16 protein-coding genes are annotated in these 14,614 nt (G+C 70.3%); 12 read left to right on the top strand and 4 right to left on the bottom strand.

Annotation, left to right across the window (positions count from 1 at the left end; genetic code table 11):
• The first annotated feature begins 54 nt into the window (after positions 1-54).
• From ACFXOA_RS31560 to ACFXOA_RS31540, 5 genes are all read left to right on the top strand, one after another.
• Entirely contained in the window at positions 55-3,120 is a 3,066-nt protein-coding gene (locus ACFXOA_RS31560; protein WP_385035492.1) for a lantibiotic dehydratase, read from the top strand.
• Positions 3,117-4,352, top strand: a complete 1,236-nt coding sequence (locus ACFXOA_RS31555) for a lanthionine synthetase C family protein (protein WP_385035490.1) — start codon at positions 3,117-3,119, stop codon at positions 4,350-4,352. Before ACFXOA_RS31560 ends, ACFXOA_RS31555 begins: the two co-directional genes overlap by 4 nt.
• Entirely contained in the window at positions 4,334-5,341 is a 1,008-nt protein-coding gene (locus tag ACFXOA_RS31550) for a thiopeptide-type bacteriocin biosynthesis protein (RefSeq protein WP_385035488.1), read from the top strand. The genes ACFXOA_RS31555 and ACFXOA_RS31550 overlap by 19 nt, the downstream gene beginning before the upstream one ends.
• Entirely contained in the window at positions 5,338-6,186 is an 849-nt protein-coding gene (locus ACFXOA_RS31545; RefSeq protein ID WP_385035486.1) for an SDR family oxidoreductase, read from the top strand. Before ACFXOA_RS31550 ends, ACFXOA_RS31545 begins: the two co-directional genes overlap by 4 nt.
• Before the next feature lie 291 nt (positions 6,187-6,477).
• Entirely contained in the window at positions 6,478-6,735 is a 258-nt protein-coding gene (locus ACFXOA_RS31540; protein ID WP_385035484.1) for a hypothetical protein, read from the top strand.
• Positions 6,736-7,092: 357 nt separating this feature from the next.
• Here ACFXOA_RS31540 and ACFXOA_RS31535 read toward each other — a convergent pair whose 3' ends face one another.
• Genes ACFXOA_RS31535 through ACFXOA_RS31525 form a run of 3 tightly spaced genes read right to left on the bottom strand, consistent with a single transcriptional unit; the run spans position 7,093 to position 9,064 of the window.
• Positions 7,093-7,698 (bottom strand): hypothetical protein, encoded by a 606-nt coding sequence (locus tag ACFXOA_RS31535; RefSeq protein ID WP_385035482.1) that lies wholly within the window; start codon positions 7,696-7,698, stop codon positions 7,093-7,095.
• Entirely contained in the window at positions 7,695-8,873 is a 1,179-nt protein-coding gene (locus ACFXOA_RS31530) for an MAB_1171c family putative transporter (protein ID WP_385035480.1), read from the bottom strand. Before ACFXOA_RS31530 ends, ACFXOA_RS31535 begins: the two co-directional genes overlap by 4 nt.
• 14 nt (positions 8,874-8,887) lie before the next feature.
• Complete coding sequence (locus ACFXOA_RS31525) at positions 8,888-9,064, bottom strand: hypothetical protein (protein WP_385035478.1); 177 nt, start codon at positions 9,062-9,064, stop codon at positions 8,888-8,890.
• A gap of 18 nt (positions 9,065-9,082) precedes the next feature.
• Between ACFXOA_RS31525 and ACFXOA_RS31520 the strand changes: the two genes are divergently transcribed.
• A complete protein-coding gene (locus ACFXOA_RS31520) occupies positions 9,083-9,346 on the top strand; it encodes a hypothetical protein (RefSeq protein WP_385035476.1) in 264 nt (87 codons plus the stop codon).
• A gap of 212 nt (positions 9,347-9,558) precedes the next feature.
• On the opposite strand, the gene ACFXOA_RS31515 is transcribed toward ACFXOA_RS31520, so the two are convergent.
• Positions 9,559-10,050 carry a helix-turn-helix domain-containing protein gene (locus ACFXOA_RS31515; RefSeq protein ID WP_385035474.1) on the bottom strand — a complete coding sequence of 164 codons (492 nt, stop codon included), beginning with the start codon at positions 10,048-10,050 and terminating at the stop codon, positions 9,559-9,561.
• 325 nt (positions 10,051-10,375) lie between these two features.
• Here ACFXOA_RS31515 and ACFXOA_RS31510 point away from each other — a divergent pair, with 325 nt between their 5' ends.
• From ACFXOA_RS31510 to ACFXOA_RS31485, 6 genes are all read left to right on the top strand, one after another.
• Positions 10,376-10,702 (top strand): transcriptional regulator, encoded by a 327-nt coding sequence (locus ACFXOA_RS31510; RefSeq protein ID WP_385035472.1) that lies wholly within the window; start codon positions 10,376-10,378, stop codon positions 10,700-10,702.
• A gap of 1 nt (position 10,703) precedes the next feature.
• Positions 10,704-11,720: a hypothetical protein gene (locus tag ACFXOA_RS31505; RefSeq protein ID WP_385035470.1), complete on the top strand. Its 1,017-nt coding sequence runs from the start codon at positions 10,704-10,706 to the stop codon at positions 11,718-11,720.
• On the top strand, positions 11,720-12,424 hold the full coding sequence (locus tag ACFXOA_RS31500; RefSeq protein ID WP_385035468.1) for an ATP-binding protein: 705 nt from the start codon (positions 11,720-11,722) through the stop codon (positions 12,422-12,424). The genes ACFXOA_RS31505 and ACFXOA_RS31500 overlap by 1 nt, the downstream gene beginning before the upstream one ends.
• Before the next feature lie 119 nt (positions 12,425-12,543).
• Entirely contained in the window at positions 12,544-13,116 is a 573-nt protein-coding gene (locus ACFXOA_RS31495) for a WhiB family transcriptional regulator (protein WP_385035466.1), read from the top strand.
• Positions 13,113-14,123, top strand: coding sequence for a DUF2637 domain-containing protein (locus ACFXOA_RS31490; RefSeq protein WP_385035464.1), 1,011 nt, complete (start codon positions 13,113-13,115; stop codon positions 14,121-14,123). The genes ACFXOA_RS31495 and ACFXOA_RS31490 overlap by 4 nt, the downstream gene beginning before the upstream one ends.
• A gap of 102 nt (positions 14,124-14,225) precedes the next feature.
• On the top strand, positions 14,226-14,450 hold the full coding sequence (locus tag ACFXOA_RS31485; RefSeq protein ID WP_385035462.1) for a hypothetical protein: 225 nt from the start codon (positions 14,226-14,228) through the stop codon (positions 14,448-14,450).
• The last annotated feature ends 164 nt before the right edge of the window (positions 14,451-14,614 follow it).

Raw genomic sequence — 14,614 nt, 5'->3', positions numbered from 1 at the left:
CGCCCGGCCCACGGGCCCCTCTCCACTCCCCGCGCCGCCGAAAGGAAGGGCTTCATGGCTTCCCGAGCAGCCGCCGGATACCTGTGGCAAGGCGTGGCGATGCTGCGCGCCACCACCAGCCCTGGGCCGGCAGACATCCCCCGTACCCTCGACCTGGATAACGAGACCGTCACCCGCGGGTGGCTGGAACGCATCTGGCAGCGCGAGGACTTCCGCAGCGCGTTGGAGCCGGCCTCCCCGGTCCTGTCCGACGCCATCGAGGCCGTCGTCCAGGGCCGGCAGACCGAGCCCCGTCACGTCCGCCGCACCGCGCTGTCGACCGTCGCCTATCTCCTGCGGTGGCAGCACCGGCCGACCCCACACGGCCTGTTCGCCGGGGTCGCCCCGGTGTCCATCGGGCCCCGGGCGAGCGCGCGTTGGCGCGACAAGCACCGCGTGCTGCTCCGGCCGGACGCCGAATGGGTCACCGACATGGTGCTTAGCCTCCAGCGCACCCCCGCGTTGCTGAAGCGGTTACCGCTGGTCGCCAACAACGCCGCCCGCACGCGGGGCGATCGGCTCGTGGCCCCGGGTCCGCCCTCGGACGGCCACGCCGTCCTCCTGGCCCCGGTCGAGATATCCGTACGCAACTCCCGCCCGGTTACCGCCGCCATGGACGAGGCCCGCACCCCCATCGCCTACGGCGACCTCCACACCCACCTGCGCGACTGCTTCCCCCGGGCCGAACCGGAGAAGATTGACGCCGTTCTCACCAGCCTGGTCGAGCAGCGGTTCCTCCTCACCAGCCTGTGGGCGCCCATGACCACCGTCGACGCCTTCCAGCACCTGTGCCGCGAACTGGCCCGGCACCAGGCGGACAACCTCCCAGAGGTGCACGACCTGGTCCACGAGCTGTACGCCCTGCGCGACGAACTGGCCGCCCACCAACCGGCGCTCTGCGACACCAGTGTGAGCGCCGTCGCCGCGCGGATGCGCGCTCTCACCACCGTCACCCCGACACCGCTGCTCATCGACACCGCCCTCGACTGCGAGACCAAGCTCCCGCAGGCCGTGATCGCGGAAGTGCAGGCAGCCGTGTCGGCCCTCTACCGGACCACCCCGCAGCCCTACGGCTACCAGCACTGGCGCGACTACCACCGCCGCTTCCGTGCCCGGTACGGCGTCGGCGCCCTGGTGCCGGTGATGGACCTGGTCGCCGACAGCGGCCTGGGCCTGCCCGTCGGCTACGTGGGCTCCGAACGCGGCGCCGCGCTGAAGGTGCGCACCGACCGCGACGAACTGCTGCTCGCACTGATGCAACAGGTCCTCTTGGACGGTGGCCGTGAGTTGCGGCTGACGGACGGCATGGTCGACGCCTTGGAGAAGGCCGCCGGGAAGGACGAGCGGCTGTTCGTGCCCCGGGTGGAGGTGGCCTTCGAGGTCCACTCACCCAGCACCCGGGCACTGTCCAGCGGCACCTTCGGCGTCCTGCTCACAGCGGTTCCGCGCCCCGGCAGCAGCATGGCCGGTCGGTTCGCCCATGTCCTGCCGCCCGACCAGCAGGACGCGCTCGCCGCCACGTACCAGGGGGCGCCGGACGGCCTCACGGCGCAGCTCGTGTTCCCGCCGCGCCGCCACCGCAACGAGAACGTCACCCGCACCCCGCGGCTGCTGCCCCACGTCGTCGAGCTGTCCGGCCACCAGGAGACGGACGGGACGACGATCCCGCTCGCCGACATCGCCGTCACCGCCGACCCGCGCAGCTTCCACCTCGTGCAGCTCTCCACCGGCCAGCGCATCGACGTACGGGTCCTGCACGCCCTGGAAGGCGGGACCCAGACTCCGCCACTGGCCCGGTTCCTCGCCGAAGTGGCCAACGGGCGGTACGCCGCCTACAAGCCGTTCGACTTCGGCGCCGCATCCCGGCTCCCGTTCCTCCCGCGCGTGCGCTACCGCCGCACCATCCTCACGCAGGCCCGATGGCTTCTGATGGCCGACGACCTGCCCGGCCGCAAAGCCTCGATGCAGGAGTGGGAGAACGCCTTCGCCGCCTGGCGCGACCGGCTGCGGACCCCGACACAGGTCGCCATGATCGAGTACGACCAGCGCCTCCCCCTCGACCTGTCCCACCCGGTCCACCTCCGGGTACTTCGCGCCCACCTCGACAACACCCGGCGCCTGGAACTGCGCGAGCTACCGGACGCGGACGCCCACGGCTGGATCGGGCGCGCCCACGAGATCTGGCTCTCCCTCGGCCGGGCGGAGGCGGACACCACCACGATGCCCCGGCCGCGCCCCACCGCCCCGGCTGCCCCCGGGCGGCATCTTCCGGGCGCCGGCGACGTCCTGCACGCGCAGCTCCACGCCCACCCGCGCCGCTACGACGAGATCCTGAGCCGCCACCTGCCCCACCTCCTCGCCTCGTTCGGCGACACCCCGCCGCTCTGGTGGTTCACCCGCCACCGGGAGATGGCCCGCCCGGACGCCGACCAGCACCTCGACCTCACGCTGCACCTGCCGCAGGACGGATACGGGGCAGCCGCCCAGCACGTCCGCAGGTGGGCGGACGGCCTGCACGAGACCGGTCTGGCGGCCGGGCTCGTCCTGGCCCCCTACCAACCGCAGACCGGGCGCTTCGGCGCCGGGCCAGCCATGGACGCCGTGCACGAGGTGTTCGCAGCGGACTCCATCGCCGCCCTCGCGCAGATCCAACTCACCGAGCAGAACAGCGCCTTCGCCCCGCAGGCCCTCGCCGCAGCCAGCGCCCTGCACCTCGTCACCCCCTTGGCACCGGACACCACGGCAGCCGAAGAGTGGTTGGTGCGCGACCTCCCCCAGGGCACGGGCCGACTGAACAGGGCCTTGCGTACCCAGGTGCTCGAACTTGCCGCGTCGGACGGTGCCTTCGCGCTCGCGGCCCTGCCCGGCGGCCCCGCGGTCGCCGAGGCATGGCGGGCCCGCGCCACCGCCGTGGACACCTACCGGAGGAGCCTGGCCGGTCAGCGGGATCCGCTCGACGTCGCCCGGTCACTCCTGCACCAGCACCACGTCCGGGCCCTGGGCGTCGACCCGCGCGCCGAGGAGACCACCATCCGGCTCGTACGGACCGCCGCCCTCCAGCACCGGATGGCGGACCGATGACCCCGTCGACCGTCACCACCGCCGCAGCGACCCTGGAGCAGTACACCGCTTACTTGGCGGAGCCCCAGCCCCCTCCCTCAGGGGAGCCCTGGGCGGTGCAGTCGCTCGCCGACGGCGCCGCCGGAATCAGCCTGCTGCACATCGAGATGGCCAGCCGGCACGGCGGCCCCTGGCGCTCCGCCTACCGATGGATTACGAGCGCGACCACCGGCCCCATCAGCGTGGCCGATCAGACGGGCCTGTTCCTCGGCGCCCCGGCCGTCGGCTTCCTCCTCACCACCGTCCCTCCGGCCTACCAGCACCTGTACGCCTCGGCACGCACGACCCTGCACCAGCACATCACCGACCTCGCCCACCGCCGTGTGAACGCCGCACTCGCCCGCATCGACAGGGGAGACCTGCCGAACTTCGCGGAGTACGACCTCCTCTACGGCCTCACGGGGATCGGCGCCTACCTCCTGCGCACCGAGCCCGAAGGCCCAGCCCTGAAGAGGGTCCTGCAGTACCTCGTCGCCCTGACCCAGCCGCTCGCACCCGCCGGTCGCGGGCTGCCCGGCTGGTGGGTCCACCACGACCCCGCCCGCGGCGAGTCCCCGCACTTCCCCGGCGGCCACGGCAACTTCGGCGCCGCACACGGCATCACCGGACCGCTCCTCCTCCTGGCCCAAGCCTTGCGCCGCGGCATCACCGTCAGCGGCCACCAGGACGCGATGTCCACCATCTGCGCCCACCTCGACTCCTGGTGCCAGCACGGCGATTCAGGCCCCTGGTGGCCCGAGCACATCTCACGGCGAGACCTCGACCGCCGGCACCCCCATCACGACGCACCCACACGCCCGAGCTGGTGCTACGGCACGACAGGCATCGCGCGCGCCGGCCAGCTCGCCGGGATCGCCCTGCGCTCACCCACGCTCCAGAGGTTCTACGAGGACGCCCTGTACCGCGCCCTGACCGACCCTGCGCAACTCGCCCTCGTCACCGACACCGGCCTGTGCCACGGATGGGCGGGCATCTACCAGACCGCACACCGCGCAGCAGCGGACGCGCTCGACCCGAGGCTGCGCACCCTCCCGGACAGCCTTCGTAACGCCCTCACCGCTCCGAGCGAGCCCGGCACACTCCAGGCTCCCGGGCTGATCAACGGTGCGGCCGGCACCGCCCTCGCCCTCACCACCTTCGCCTCGCAGCAGGCGCCGAGCACCGGATGGGACGCATGTCTCTTGATCAACTGACCCAGGCGACCGAACCGAGCCCCACGCAGCACGCCGTCCTCGCAGTCCTCAGCGGCCTGCCGCTCGCCGACGCGGCCCGCCAGTACCGGATGGACCCCGTGGTCCTCTCCGACGCGGTCGCGGTCTACGACCAGGCCGGCCGGGAAGCTTTGGCCCGCCACGCGGCCACCACCGACTGGTGGCAGGCGTACCTCCACTTCACCGACCTGCCGAACGCCGACACCACCTTCACTACCCACGTCCTGCCCCTCCTGCACGAGGCGGAGACCGCCGGCGCGATCAAGGGCTGGTGGTACACCAGAAAGCACCCCTGCTGGCGACTACGCCTCCGGATCCAGCCCGCGGTCGGCGCCAAGCTGACCATCGGGGACGCCCTCGACCGCCTCGTTACCGAAGGACACCTCCAGCGCTGGTGGCCCGGCATCTACGAACCGGAGACTCCAGCGTTCGGAGGGAGGACCAGCATGACGGCCGCACACGCCCTGTTCGTCACCGACAGCCGCGAGATCCAGCAGTCACGCCGGCGCGGCGGCCTCACCGTCGGGCCCAGGGAACTGTCCGTCCTCCTGTGCACGATCATGATGCGCGCCGCCCGGCTGGAGTGGTACGAACAGGGCGACGTCTGGGACCGAGTCATCACGACGGAACACCGCTCGGCCATCAGCGACGTCCCGGCAGAACAACTCCACGCCAGGGCCCAGCAGATACGCCCCCTGCTACTCGCCGACAGCGACGCCTTGCTGCGCCCCGGAGGCGCTCTGGGCCCCGCTGCCGAATGGGCCGCCGCCTTCCGTAACACCGGCCGCGCCCTTGCCCACGGAGTCCAGGACGGAACACTCGACCGCGGACTACGGCAGGTGCTCAGCTACCACGTGATCTTCCACTGGAACCGGCTCGGCCTGTCCATGCGCGGGCAGAGCATCCTGGCCTGGGCAGCCAGGGCGGCCATCCTGCACGGCGTCGACCACAAGGAGAGCCAGGACACATGACGACACTCATCATCGGCGGCAGTGGATTCCTGGGAACCGAACTCATCAAACAGGCGAGAACGGCCGGACACCGCACGGTCGCGACCTACCACGCGACCGCCCCGGCGATCACCTCCGACACCGCGTGGTACCCCCTTGACCTGCGAGACCCGGAGCGCATGGCCGTGGTCGCGGCCGAGGTACGCCCGCGTCTGATCATCAACGCATCGAGCGGAGGTGCCGACTGGGCGACGACGGCGCAGGCGCCCGTCCACCTGGCGATGATCGCGAAGCAGCACGACAGCCACCTCGTGCAGGTGTCCACCGACGCGGTGTTCTCCGGTATCAGCCGGTCCCGCTACGACGAAACCTGCCTTCCGGACCCCATCACCCCGTACGGCGCCGCCAAGGCCGCTGCGGAGACCGGAGTTCTCGCGGTGCACCCGGAGGCCGCCGTCGTCCGCACCTCCCTGATCATCGGGCACGGCCGTTCCGTGCACGAGCAATTGGTGCACCAGCTCGCCGCAGGCACCACCGACGGGGTCCTGTTCACCGACGACATCCGCTGCCCGGTCCACGTCTCGGACCTTGCTGCCGCGCTGCTCGAGCTCGCGGAGAGCGGCGCCGCGGGAGTCCATCACGCAGCAGGGGCCGACGCTGTCAGCCGCCACGAACTCGGCGTCCTCATCGCACGGCGCGACGGCCTGGACGCTGCCCGTCTGGCCGCCGGCCTGCGCGCCGAGAGCACGCTGCCCGGCCCACTCGACGTGCGCCTCGACAGTCGGGCGACTCAGCACCTGTTGAGCACCCGCCTGCGCGGTGCGCACGAGTTCCTTGTCGTGCGCGAGGGTGAACCACAGGGCTGACCAGACGGCGGCCACGTCCGTCTCTACGCTGGAGCACCATGAAGAAGGTCGCCATCGTCGGCTGCGGAGGCAGCGGCAAATCCCACGTGGCCCGCGAAATGGGCAGGATCCTCGACGCCCCGGTGGCCCACCTGGACGACGCGTTCTACGACGACGAGTGGAACGCGCTGCCCATGGACGAGTTCACCGGCGTGCAGCGTGTACTGGTCGCGCAGCCGCGGTGGGTGATCGACGGCAACTACAACTCCACGCTGCCGGTACGGCTCGAAGCCTGCGACACCCGTGGTCCTGATGGACGTGTCGACCGTGGCGGCGCTGTACGGGATCCTCTACCGACAGCTCCGGCACGGGGCTGGGCACAAGGGCAACGGGGTGCACAACCGCATCCACCGGGGCGTGATCAAGTACGTCCTCACGTATCGGCGCAAGATGCGGCCCCGCGTGATGGCGAAGATCGAGGAGTTCGGCTCCGGCACAGACGTGGTGCTGCTGGCCAACCGGCGCCAGACCCGGCGTTGGCTACGGAAGGTGGCTACTGAGGGGTCCTGAACGGCTCGTCACTCAATCAGGGGAGCGGCATGACCCAGCCCGACCCGTTCGTGGACCCCACGCGACGGTTTTACGGACATGCCTTGCGGTTGGCCGGACGGACCAGCGCCCTGCTGCGGCCATGATCGCCGGCCCCTCGTGACCGAGGCCATCGTCAGCCTGCTGCGGAGCCCTCACGTCCGGCCGGACCGGATCGGCTTGGTGCTCGATCGGTTGCTGTCGCGGCACGAGCAGCCTCGTCATCGCCGAGCAGCTCCGGCCGCAGCGCGCCGTCGGTCTGGGCCGCTTCAGCCGTTCTCGTCCAGGCCCGCGAGCCCGCCCAAGAGCTGCCCGACAACACGGTGACCCGACCGCAGGTCAACGCAGTGCAGTGAACACACTGACCGCCGCGACTGCTCCCAGAACGGCCCCGGCGATCGTCTGGGCCGGAGTGTGGTCTCGCAGGGACGCGCGAGACCAGGCTATGGCCGCCACGACGGCGTAGCCGAGGAGCGCCCACGGGCTGACGGCCACGGCGAGGATCGAGGCGACTCCGGAGGCCACCGCGGTATGGACCGAGACCTTCCACCAGATCGTCACGAGCATCGTCAGCAGCAGTCCGGCGATCATCGCGAAGACGAGGGCGATGACTTCCTGCGGCGCGTCCAGAAGCGCGAGCAGGGCGGTGCCCACGAGAACCGATGCCAGCGTCGCTCCGAGCGGGATCCAGCGTTGCGAGCGCACCTTGACGTGCTTGTCGGTCCAGTGTCCCCGCCGGGCGCCGGCGATGATGAAGGCGATGGGCAGCCCTCCGCAGAACAGACCCGCCAGGAGGCCCCAGCCGGCGCCCGAGAGCGAATTCGTCGAGTGCCAGCCGATGACGACGAGGATCGTGATCACCAGGTTGGCCGGGGCAAGGACCTCGGTGATCAGCCGCGCGGACCGCCGCTCCGGGGACGGGGCGGTGGAGGCAGTCGTGCTCATGATGGTTCCTCAGGCGTTGACGTGCACAGAAAGCTCTGCGTGGTGTGCGACCGGTAGGCAGAACTGAGGTTGATGAGGGCCTTCGTCTCCGAGGGCAGATCACGGCCTCCGCTGGCCGGCGGAACGGCTGTGCCCACGGGCTGCTGTCCGCGTCGGCATTGCTCACGGGCGACGGCGAGCCAGCACGCTTCTGCTGCCACGTCCGCTTGGGCGCCGATGACGCCCGAGGCGAGCGCATGGTCGTACGCACGTCCGCGGACCTCCGGCGTGGTGAACGCGGAGAGCGTCAGGATGGCGTCCCGCAACTCGATGGTCCTGCGGTAGAGGCGGTCGTGCGGCCGCCGGAGCTGGGCCAGATCTCTGAGCCGTCCGGTCGGGACGTGCAAGCGGCTTGACGGGACGACGTCGGTCAGGGTCCGCCACAGCGGGTAGAGCCTTGCCGACGACCAGCAGGCGTGGAGCCCTCGAAGGATTCGTGGGATGACCGGAAGCGTGCTCCCCAACACGATCAGGAGGAGGGCGAAGAAGAGCAGGGCGGTGCTCACTGCTTCGTCCACCCGGTCTCCGAGCAACGGGCGGTCGGCGTACTGGAAGAGCAGCGCCGTGATGCGGTGGCCGGCGTAGAGCAGACCCACCGTTGTGCCCGCCCCGGTCAGCAGAAGACCTCGTCCGACGAGCCCGCCTCCCGGTTGACGGCCCCACTGCCAGCACAGGTGGGTGGCGCTGGCGAGGGCGGTACCGAGGTAGGCCGTCCACACGAGGCCGTAGACGAGGATCGTGGCCTGGCTCGCGTAGTCGGTGAGCAGGTCGTCCGCTTCTATTGGTTGGGGAGTCGCGAGGAAAAGGCTGACGAGCGCGGTGACGGTGACGATGGGCACGGCCCGGTGCATACGCGACGCACGGAAGTTTCCATGTATCTCGGCCATGTCGCCGACGAAGGTCAGCACCGCGGCGGCGGCTACCGTTCCGCAGACGTGTTTGAGTAGGAAGCTCAGGTTCGTGACGTGTACGAACTGGTCTGCCGCGCTCGCTATGGCCACTGGCCGAACTGTCATCGCTACGGAGAGAGCGGCGAAGGCCACCCAGAGGCTGATTCCCTGCCGTCGGCGGAAAGTGACCCCGGCTCTCCAGATGGTGACAGCCCAGAGCAGCGCTGCGGGTATGAAGTCGATCATGTTTAGCGCGTTTCTCAGTAGCCGCTCAGCACGGTGTTCATCCGGCGCAGGGACGGAGGAGCTGAGCGGTCCACGGCGGACCGCTGGGCCGCGCGGCTGGCGATCAGCCCTGCGAGCGTCTCCGCTTCCCGTTCGATCGCGGTCTCGTAGCTCGTACGGCCGAGCATCCGGGCCACGAGCTCGGGAGCCACGCGAAGAGGCAGTCGGGCATGCAGATCCTGTCCGGCCTCGTGGCCGAGAAGCATGTGACTCAGTTCGTGCAGAACGATGTGGTCGCGATGCATCGGGCTCGTGGCGTCCTCGACCGCGATGAGGTCCATGTCGTCAAGGGCCACCCAGAAACCGCACGGCATTTCCGAGGTGATACCCGGCATGGATTCGAGATGTATCGGCCTGCCGCGCATTTCGGCGACGCGGCGGACGAGTTCGTCCGTGCTGAACGGATCAGGTATATCGAGTTGGTCCAGAATTGAATCAACCCGAGAAGTGCGGCCAGGGGTGAGCCCTGCGCTGTCGCGGTCTTTCATGAACTCTCCGAGGCTCACCGTGTCACAAACTATGTGAAGTATATGAGCCCGTTTGCGACCGGAAAGCCGGGGGGTTGGATGGCCGTCGCCGAGGAAGCGGACAATTGGCGCACTGTGAATCAATTTGGCGCGCAGGTCGTACCGAGCGATTGGGGTGGCTATTCGTGACTTGCGCCACTGCTCTTGGGTTGCGAATCGCCGTCTTCCGGTTCGCGCGATCGCAGACCTTCGAGTTCGCGAGCCCGGTCGATGACGTCGCTGATGATCTGCAGGGATCTGTCCGACAGTCCTGACGCGCGCAGGGCGACCGATCTCACGCCTGCGTCGCGCATCGCCGCCAGTGCGTCGATCTCCGCCTGGATGCGCCGGGACTCCTCGTCGTCGAAGAAGTAGGAGACCGGCACTCCGAAGAATGAGCCGAGGGCTTCCAGGTGGCGCTTCGTGGGGTTGTCCTTGCCGCCGGAGCGCAGCTGCCAGATGTAGCTCGCAGAGATGGTCGCCCCTCCCTGGCGCTTGATGCCGGAGGCGACCTCTTCGTAGGAGTAGGGTCCCCTGCCCTTCGGGTGCACCGTCTCGAACAGGTGGTCGAGGCGCTCGGCCAGGGTCTTGGGCGTGGCGGGCTGTGGCGGGGTTGCGGGGGAGGGGTCCACGATGCGCTCCGTTCCTTTCCTGGCGCGTGTACAGGGGTGGAGGGTAGCACCCTGGCATTTTCCCTGGTTGACACCCGCCCCTCGGGTCGGTCTATGGTGATCACGGTCATCCTCCCAAAAAAACGACAGGGGGCTGATCGTCTACATGAGAAGGGGGGGTGTGAGGGCGGGATCGCTCGATGACCAAAGAAGACCGGCGCCCGGGAGCTACCAACTCCCAAGCGCCGGGCCGGCACCCCGAAGGGGAGCCATGCACTCCTCGCGGGCGGCGGGGCTTTTGCACGAGAACCACCGCACCGCAGTCCTACAAACATCGGAGTATCACATGCTCGCCATGCCGAGCGAAACCCCGGGCTGCCCGGACGACGGCCGTCCGCATCGCCTCGACGTCCAGCTCGCCGACATGATCCCCGGGGCGGCCACGATCCGGGTCAGCCTCACCGACCCGACACAGGCGTGGCCTCACCTCCATGCCGTTGTCAAGGACGAGGCCGGGAGGCCCCTGGAGCTGGGCCGCACGACGGCCAGGATCGCGGCACGCTGGATCGTGCGGGTCTGGCCGGGGACGGACTGGAGGCGCTCACACACCTTCTGCCTTGCCGACGCCTCGCTCACGCGCAGCGACCTGGTCGCCGCCGATCGGGGCCGCTGACATGGCCCGGATCCGAACCATCAAGCCGGAAGCGTTCACCTCCGAGTCGCTCGCCGAAGTGACCGTGGCGGCCGAGAGGACCTTCTTCGGGCTGCTCACACAGGCCGACGACCACGGTCGCCACCGGGACAACGCGGCGATCATCGCGGGGCTCCTGTGGCCCCTGCGCGCCGAGCACACCTCGGTGCACGTCGAGGACGACCTCCACCAGCTCGCGAACGCTGGCCTGATCTGCCGGTATACCGGCTGCGACGGTCGCCGCTACCTCCACGTCGTGACCTGGTCCGAGCACCAGAAGATCGACAAGCCGAGCCAGTCGCGTCTGCCCTCGTGCCCGCAGCACCAGGCTGCCGACCGGTGTGCGCCGTGCAAGGGATCCTGCGCGAAGCCGGTCGAGGGCTCGCCCTCCACTCCCCGAGGCTTCACCGAGAGCCCGGGGAGGGCTCCCCGAGCCCTCGATCTGCCTGCCGTGCCCGCCTCGACGATGCCGGACCACGCGGACGGGCGTGCCGCCGACCGGCAGGAGGCTGCTGGCGGCGCCATCGGCGCACGCGGGCAGGAGGGAGTTAAAAGTACAGGTCAGAGCGCGTTCTCCGAGGAGTCCCCGAGCCTCCCCCGAAGCCTCCCCGAAGGCTCGGCGCCTGGATCTAGGATCTTGGATCCTGGATCTTCTTTCCCTACGGGGCGCATCGCGCCCGCAGCCGGCGTCTCCGCCAAGGACCTCGTCGGGGAGTACGTCGCCGCATGCGACGAGCGCCCTCCGAGTGACGTGATCGGGCAGCTCGGGCGGATCACCAAGAAGCTCCTGGGCGAGGGCATCGCGCCGGAGCACGTCCGGGCCGGGCTGGCGAACTTCGCGGCCAACCCGAAGCACCCGAGCGTCCTGACCAGCATGGTCAACGAGGCGATGAACTTCCGCCCGGGCGGATCGGCGCGGCCGGGAAACCGGCCTCACATGCCCGCCCACCAGGCATGGACCAACCCGGCCAACGCCGCCGCCTACGCCGAGGAGCTGTGATGCACGCCCGTCACCGCGAACCGCAGCTCCTCGGCAACGAAGCGACGCTGGAGCGCATGGCCCGGATCCTGGCCGCCCGCAACATCGACCCGGCCGCCGCACCGATCCCGGATGCCCCCGAGCCCTTCTCCCCGCTCGATGCCCTGCCAGCAGGGATGCCCCCGCGGTACCAGGCGGCTGTCGCCGACCACCCCACGGTCCTGGACTGGGTCCGGCAGGTCAGCGAGGCGGCGGTCGCCCCGAGCAGGGGAGCCAGGCGGCAGGTCGCCACCGGTCCGAGCCTGCTGATGGCCGGGGTCGTCGGCGCGGGCAAGACGTACCAGGCGTACGGCGCGGTCCGGGCGCTGGTGCGGAGCGGGGTCGGCGTGCGCTGGCGCGCGACCACCGCTGCCGACCTCTACGCCGATCTCCGGCCCCGCCCCGGGGTCGACAGTGAGCGTGAGCTGGCAGCGGTCAGTCGCTGCCCGCTGCTGATCCTCGACGACCTTGGTGCGGCCAAGGCGAGTGAGTGGGTCGAGGAAGTGACGTACCGGCTGATCAACCGCAGGTACAACTACGAACTCCCCACGCTGATCACCACCAACCTGGCGATCAGGGACCTCCGCTCCTACCTCGGCGACCGCGTCGCCAGCAGGCTCGCGCAGATGACCACCCGGGTCGAGTTCGAGTCCGTCGACCTCAGACGCCACAGCGCCGCCGCCTGACCCGGCCGCAGGCCGCCACACCTGGCCGCGCCTTCCGTACGCGGCCCCGAGCACCCACCGACACAGCGCACCTCTCCGCCGACGCCCCCTGCGCGCGGAGAGCGATCGGAGCACCCCGCATGACCAGCACGACGAACACCCCTGCCCACCACCTCCACCGCCAGCTCGGCGACCACACCTGGCAGGCGGACGCCGTCTGCCAGAGCACCGAGTACAACCCGGTGGACCCCGAGATCTTCTTCCCGGAGCCCGACGAGACCGCCAAGATCGCCACCGCGAAGACCCTGTGCGGCCAGTGCCCCGTGCGCCGTACCTGCCTGGACGCCGCCCTGGAAGGCGGTGACACCGACGGCATCCGGGGCGGACTGACCGAGGAGGAACGCCGGCCCCTGCACGAGAAGATCGCCCACCGCCTCGACTACAGCCGCGTCAACGAGACCATCAACGGACGCGACGTCCACCTCACCAAGGCCGAGCGCCGCGCCGTCGTCTACGCCGCCCTCCGCCACGGAGTGAGCGAGCAGCGCCTGGCCTGGCTCCTGAAGATCACCGAGGAGCACGCCCAGAAGCTGTACCGCGAGACCCGCCGCGCCCTGCGCAACCGAGACCTCAACCAGACGGCGAACACCCCCTCGCCACCCCTGCGCGGCGGCGAGCGCCTGGGCCGTGACGACTTCGGGACGGCGGCATGACCACCACAAGCACGCCGAGGGCGGCACACATATCCGGCTGGGACCGAGCAGTCGTCATCGCCCTCGGGGGCGCGGGCTGTGCCCTGTCGTACGACGCCCTCCAGCAGATGGCCGTCGCCATCCACATCCGGGGCTTCCTGACCTACCTCTTCCCGCTGGTGATCGACGGGTTCATCGCCTACGGCGTCCGCGCCCTCCTGGTCCTGCGCGACGCACCGCTGCGCGCCCGGCTCTACGTCTGGACGCTCTTCGGCACGGCCACCGCCGCCAGCATCTGGGCCAACGCGCTCCACGCGGTGCGGCTCAACGCGGACGCGGTCGCCGGCACCGGCCTCCGGCTCGGTGACACGGTGGTCGCGGTGCTGTCCACCATTGCCCCGCTCGCCCTGGCCGGAGCTGTCCACCTCTACATCCTCATCGCCCGGGGCCAGGTCAAGGACAGTGACCGGGAGAACGCCGGTCAGTCCGGTCACCTCGGTCAGCCGCAGGCGGCGACAGGTCAGGTCACGGCCGGCCAGCCGGTCACCGCCCTGACCGACCGGCCGCCACTGTCCCTGACCGAGCGAGCCACTGATGCCCGGTCACTGACCGGGGACACGAACCGGGCGGGCAGCAGCCGGTCGGTCACCGGTGGCCGCGACAGTGGCCACGGGGCCCCTGGCCTGCCGGGACAGACGGACACCGCGCGGCCGGTCACTGACCGCCCCGACGACGCAGCCTCGGTCACCGGTCAGCAGGACAACCCGGCGGCGGTCACCGCCCCGCCGGTCACCCCGGCGCAGGTCACTGACCGAGCCGCCCGGACACCCGGTCGCCGTGACCCGGACACCGAGGAACTGCTGAAGATCGCCCGGTCAGCGGTCAGGGCCGAGGACAAACTGACCCGCAAGGTGGTCGCCCAAGCCATCCGCGGTCAGCAGATCCCGCTCTCCAGCGACACCCTGACCACCCTGATGGCCCAACTCCGCGAGCAGCACCGCCAGCCGGTCACCTCCTCCCAGCCCTGACCGAACCTCCCACGGAGCGGGTGACCGGCACGGTTACCCCGGCCGGTCACCCGCTCCCTACGCCCGCCCGGCCACCGCCACAGCAGAAGCGGAGAACACCCGATGCGTACCCACCCGGCCACACCCGCCGAAGTCGACTCCTGGCTGACCGTCCTGCACCAGCACGGACACCTCCACCGCGCCCGGTCCGGCCCCGACACCACCTGGATCGTGCAGCGCGAGCGGCACGACCGGCCCTGGACCCTGCACCACCCCGTCCTGGCCATGGACTGGATCGAGGAACTCGTCCGCGAAATCCAGCAGCAGAACCCGGAAACGAGCCGGTGAACACCGACGAACCGGTGGTCACCCCCGCTGGACATCAGCGAGAGACCACCACGGCTCCTGGCGGAGCAAGCTATCGCGTACGACGGTCCTACGGCCCGACGTACGCACTTGCCCCCGCCCAGGAGGGAGGGGGAAGCCCGGCTGGTCCCCGAGCGAGGGCGCAC

The sequence above is a fragment of the Streptomyces sp. NPDC059166 genome (assembly GCF_042755185.1).
Taxonomy (GTDB): domain Bacteria; phylum Actinomycetota; class Actinomycetes; order Streptomycetales; family Streptomycetaceae; genus Streptomyces.
This window is presented reverse-complemented; position numbering and strand designations above follow the sequence as displayed.

Bases quoted from the DNA above. Each gene is read 5' to 3' on its own strand.
- ACFXOA_RS31560 (WP_385035492.1), top strand. From the start codon at position 55: ATGGCTTCCCGAGCAGCCGCCGGATACCTGTGGCAAGGCGTGGCGATG.
- ACFXOA_RS31555 (WP_385035490.1), top strand. From the start codon at position 3,117: ATGACCCCGTCGACCGTCACCACCGCCGCAGCGACCCTGGAGCAGTAC.
- ACFXOA_RS31550 (WP_385035488.1), top strand. From the start codon at position 4,334: ATGTCTCTTGATCAACTGACCCAGGCGACCGAACCGAGCCCCACGCAG.
- ACFXOA_RS31545 (WP_385035486.1), top strand. From the start codon at position 5,338: ATGACGACACTCATCATCGGCGGCAGTGGATTCCTGGGAACCGAACTC.
- ACFXOA_RS31540 (WP_385035484.1), top strand. From the start codon at position 6,478: ATGGACGTGTCGACCGTGGCGGCGCTGTACGGGATCCTCTACCGACAG.
- ACFXOA_RS31535 (WP_385035482.1), bottom strand. From the start codon at position 7,698: ATGAGCACGACTGCCTCCACCGCCCCGTCCCCGGAGCGGCGGTCCGCG.
- ACFXOA_RS31530 (WP_385035480.1), bottom strand. From the start codon at position 8,873: ATGATCGACTTCATACCCGCAGCGCTGCTCTGGGCTGTCACCATCTGG.
- ACFXOA_RS31520 (WP_385035476.1), top strand. From the start codon at position 9,083: ATGCAGATCCTGTCCGGCCTCGTGGCCGAGAAGCATGTGACTCAGTTC.
- ACFXOA_RS31510 (WP_385035472.1), top strand. From the start codon at position 10,376: ATGCTCGCCATGCCGAGCGAAACCCCGGGCTGCCCGGACGACGGCCGT.
- ACFXOA_RS31505 (WP_385035470.1), top strand. From the start codon at position 10,704: ATGGCCCGGATCCGAACCATCAAGCCGGAAGCGTTCACCTCCGAGTCG.
- ACFXOA_RS31500 (WP_385035468.1), top strand. From the start codon at position 11,720: ATGCACGCCCGTCACCGCGAACCGCAGCTCCTCGGCAACGAAGCGACG.
- ACFXOA_RS31495 (WP_385035466.1), top strand. From the start codon at position 12,544: ATGACCAGCACGACGAACACCCCTGCCCACCACCTCCACCGCCAGCTC.
- ACFXOA_RS31490 (WP_385035464.1), top strand. From the start codon at position 13,113: ATGACCACCACAAGCACGCCGAGGGCGGCACACATATCCGGCTGGGAC.
- ACFXOA_RS31485 (WP_385035462.1), top strand. From the start codon at position 14,226: ATGCGTACCCACCCGGCCACACCCGCCGAAGTCGACTCCTGGCTGACC.